Below are 3,772 nucleotides of genomic sequence, written 5' to 3'. Positions count from 1 at the left end.
GCGCTGGCCGCCGCCCTCGCCGACGCCGCCGGCCGCCGCGGCGCGCTGCCCTCCGGCTGGCGCAACCTGCCCTCCCAGCCGCAGCTCAAGCGCTACCGGGCCGAGGACGGCACCGAGGCGGCCGTCCGCTACCGGCACACCCGCACCGGACTGCTGGCCGAGGACCACCCGGACGTCGAGCTCGTCGAGGCCGCGCCGGACCGGGTCGTGCTGTCCGAGGGCGGGCTGCGCCGCACCTACCGCGTCGCCCGGTACGGCGACCGGGTGCACGTCGACACCCCGGCCGGCGGCACCGCGCTCACCGCCCTGCCGCGCTTCCCCGAACCCGCCGTCCGCACCGACCCCGGCGCGCTGCTCGCCCCGATGCCCGGCACCGTCGTCCGGGTCGCCGCCGCCGTCGGGGACACCGTCACCGCCGGCCGGCCGCTGCTGGTGCTGGAGGCGATGAAGATGGAGCACCGCGTCGTCGCCCCGGTCGACGGCACCCTCGTCGAACTGCGCGCCACCCCCGGCCGGCAGGTCGAAACCGGCACCCTGCTGGCCGTCGTCCGGCCCACCGAAGCCTGAGGAAGGACCCCGCATGTCCATCGGCAGTCAGCTCCTGGAGACCCCCGAACGCCAGACCCTGCGCCGGGCCGTCGGCGACCTCGGCCGCCGCTACGGCTCCGCCTACTACCTCGCCAAGGCCCGGGCCGGCGAGCCCGCCGACGAACTGTGGGCGGAGGCCGGCAAGGCCGGCTACCTCGGCGTCAACCTGCCCGCCGAGTACGGCGGCGGGGGCGGCGGCATCACCGACCTCGCCATCGTCCTGGAGGAGCTCGGCGCCGCCGGCTGCCCGCTGCTGATGCTGATCGTCTCCCCGGCGATCTGCGGCACCGTGATCGCCCGCTACGGCACCGCGGAGCAGCAGCGGCGCTGGCTGCCCGGCCTGGCCGACGGCAGCCGCAGGATGGCCTTCGGCATCACCGAACCGGACGCCGGCTCGAACTCGCACCGGATATCCACCGTCGCCCGCCGGGACGGCGAGGACTGGCTGCTGACCGGCCGCAAGGTCTTCGTCTCCGGCATCGACCACTCCGACGCGGTGCTGTTCGTGGCCCGCACCGAGGACGCACGGACGGGGAAGCTGAAGCCCTGCCTGTTCGTCGTCCCGCGCGACACCCCCGGCTTCGAGTACCGGGCGATCCCGATGGAACTCGTCGCCCCGGAGAAGCAGTTCCAGGTCTTCCTGGACGACGTCCGGCTGCCCGCCGACGCCCTGGTCGGCGACGAGAACGCGGGTCTGCTCCAGCTGTTCGCCGGTCTCAACCCCGAGCGGGTCCTCACCGCCGCCTTCTCGCTCGGCCTCGCCCGCCAGGCCCTCGGCAAGGCCGTCGAGTACGCGAAGACCCGCACCGTCTGGTCCACCCCGATCGGTGCCCACCAGGGCCTGGCCCACCCGCTGGCCCAGTGCGCGGTGGAGATCGAACTGGCCCGGCTGATGACCCAGAAGGCCGGGCTGCTCTACGACGCGGGCGAGGACCTCGCCGCCGGGGAGGCCGCCAACATGGCCAAGTACGCGGCGGGGGAGGCCGCCGCCCGGACGGTGGACCAGGCGGTGCAGACCCTCGGCGGCAACGGCCTGACCCAGGAGTACGGGCTGGGCGCGCTGCTGACCGCCACCCGGGTCGGCCGGGTCGCCCCGGTCAGCCGCGAGATGGTGCTCAACTACGTCGCCCAGCACACCCTCGGGCTGCCGAAGTCGTACTGAGCGGCCGCCGCCGGTGGTCCTGAGCAGCAGCCGCCGCACACGCCACCCCGGTCGGCCACCCGTTCGGTGTCGCCCGCCAGGGTGGTGCCGGCGCAGGCCTTGACGTAGCCGTCGGCGCCGGGCGCGGCCGGAGCGGCAGGAGCGGGACGGGGCCGGACAGGGGCCCCACAGCGGGGAGTTCCGGGGACGGGGCCGCTCCCGGAGGCGGGCGGCCGTGGTGCGCGCCCTCCGGTCGGGCGCCCCCCGGGAGCGACCGTGCCACGGATGGTCCATTACGGGTTCCCCACAATGGCCGAGCCAGGCCCCCTACTGTCCGTATGCTCCTGAACGCGCCCCGCACGGAACTGCTAGCCGGTTTTGTTGCTACGTCAACTTCCATACTGGAGGCCCACCTTGGTGTTCCGAAGCGAGTTCCCCGACGTTGCCGTGGTCGACCTGCCGATCCACGAGGCGGTGCTCGGCGCCGCGGCGAAGTACGGCGACCGCCCGGCCCTGATCGACGGCGTCACCGGCGAGACCACCAGCTACGCCCAACTCGCCGACGCCGTCGAGCGGGTGGCCGCCGGACTGGCCGAGACAGGCGTCCGCCGCGGCGACGTCGTCGCCCTCTTCAGCCCCAACTCGACCGCCTACCCGATGGCCTACTACGGCGCGACCAGGGCCGGCGCCACCGTCACCACCGTCTCGTCCTTCGCCACCCCCGCCGACCTCGCCGGCCAGCTGCGCGACAGCGGCGCCCGCTGGCTCGTCACCGTCTCCCGCTTCCTGCCGACCGCCCGTGCGGCCGCCGAACTCCTCGCCGAACAGGGCCGCCCGCTGGCCGAGACCGTCGTCCTGGACGGCGCCGAGGGCCACCGCTCGCTCGCCGACCTGCTGGCCGCCACCGGCCCCGCCCCCGAGGTCGCCATCGACCCGGGCGAGGACATCGCCGTGCTGCCCTACTCCAGCGGCACCACCGGCCTGCCCAAGGGCGTGATGCTCACCCACCGCTCGATCGCCACCAACCTCTCCCAGTGCGACGCCCTCTACCGCCCCGCCGAGGGCGAACGGGTGCTCGCCGTCCTGCCGTTCTTCCACATCTACGGACTGGCCGCGCTGCTCAACCAGCCGCTGCGCTGCGGCGCCACCGTGGTCGTGCTGCCCCGCTTCGACCTGGAGCAGTTCTGCCGCACCGTCCAGGAGCACCGGGTGCAGGCCCTGGTGGTGGCCCCGCCGATCGCCCTCGCGCTGGCCCGGCACCCCGTCGTGGAGCAGTACGACCTCTCCTCGGTCGAGTACCTGCTGTGCGCCGCCGCCCCGCTCGACCACGAACTCGCCGACGCCTGCGCCCGGCGCCTGGGCCTGCCGCACCTGCTCCAGGGCTACGGCATGACCGAGCTCTCCCCGGTCACCCACGTCGTCTCCCCGCGCGAGGGCGACCCCTCGCCCGGCTCGGTCGGCCGGATGGTCCCCTCCACCGAGCTGCGGATCACCGCCCTGGACGGCTCCGACGGCGACCTCGGGCCCGGCGAGCCCGGCGAGCTGCTGATCCGCGGCCCGCAGGTGATGAAGGGCTACTTCGGCCGCCCCTCCGAGACCGCCGCGGTGGTCGACGCCGAGGGCTGGCTGCACACCGGCGACGTCGGCTTCGTGGACGAGCGCGGCTACCTGTACATCGTCGACCGGGTCAAGGAGCTGATCAAGTACAAGGGCTACCAGGTCGCCCCCGCCGAACTGGAGGCCGTCCTGCTCGGCCACCCGCAGATCACCGACGCCGCCGTGATCGGCGTCCCGGACGCCGAGGGCACCGAGTGCCCCAAGGCCTTCGTGGTCCGCGCCCCGGGCAGCACCCTGACCGCCGAGGAGGTCACCGGGTACGTCGCCGGACAGGTCGCCCCGTACAAGAAGGTCCGCCTGGTGGAGTTCGTCGACACCGTCCCCAAGTCCGCGGCCGGCAAGATCCTGCGCCGCGAACTGCGCGCCCGCGAGGCCGGGCGCGCCGCCGCCCGCTGACCGGCCGGGGCCGCCCCGGCGGCCGGGGAC

3 protein-coding genes are annotated in these 3,772 nt (G+C 74.8%); all 3 read left to right on the top strand.

Going from position 1 to position 3,772, the window contains the following annotated elements; translation table 11 throughout:
• The coding region (locus AE652_RS37355; RefSeq protein WP_049659700.1) for an acetyl-CoA carboxylase biotin carboxyl carrier protein subunit at window positions 1–567 on the top strand (567 nt) is incomplete at its 5' end.
• Between the two features lie 13 nt (window positions 568–580).
• Entirely contained in the window at window positions 581–1,750 is a 1,170-nt protein-coding gene (locus tag AE652_RS37350; RefSeq protein WP_049659699.1) for an acyl-CoA dehydrogenase family protein, read from the top strand.
• 393 nt (window positions 1,751–2,143) lie between these two features.
• Window positions 2,144–3,742, top strand: coding sequence for a 4-coumarate--CoA ligase family protein (locus AE652_RS37345; protein ID WP_049659698.1), 1,599 nt, complete (start codon window positions 2,144–2,146; stop codon window positions 3,740–3,742).
• Window positions 3,743–3,772 lie beyond the last annotated feature (30 nt).

This window comes from Kitasatospora sp. MY 5-36 (assembly GCF_001182915.1).
Taxonomy (GTDB): domain Bacteria; phylum Actinomycetota; class Actinomycetes; order Streptomycetales; family Streptomycetaceae; genus Kitasatospora.
Note: the sequence above shows the minus strand (reverse complement) of the source record. Positions and strands in the feature narration are given on the sequence as shown.

Bases quoted from the DNA above. Each gene is read 5' to 3' on its own strand.
- AE652_RS37350 (WP_049659699.1), top strand. From the start codon at position 581: ATGTCCATCGGCAGTCAGCTCCTGGAGACCCCCGAACGCCAGACCCTG.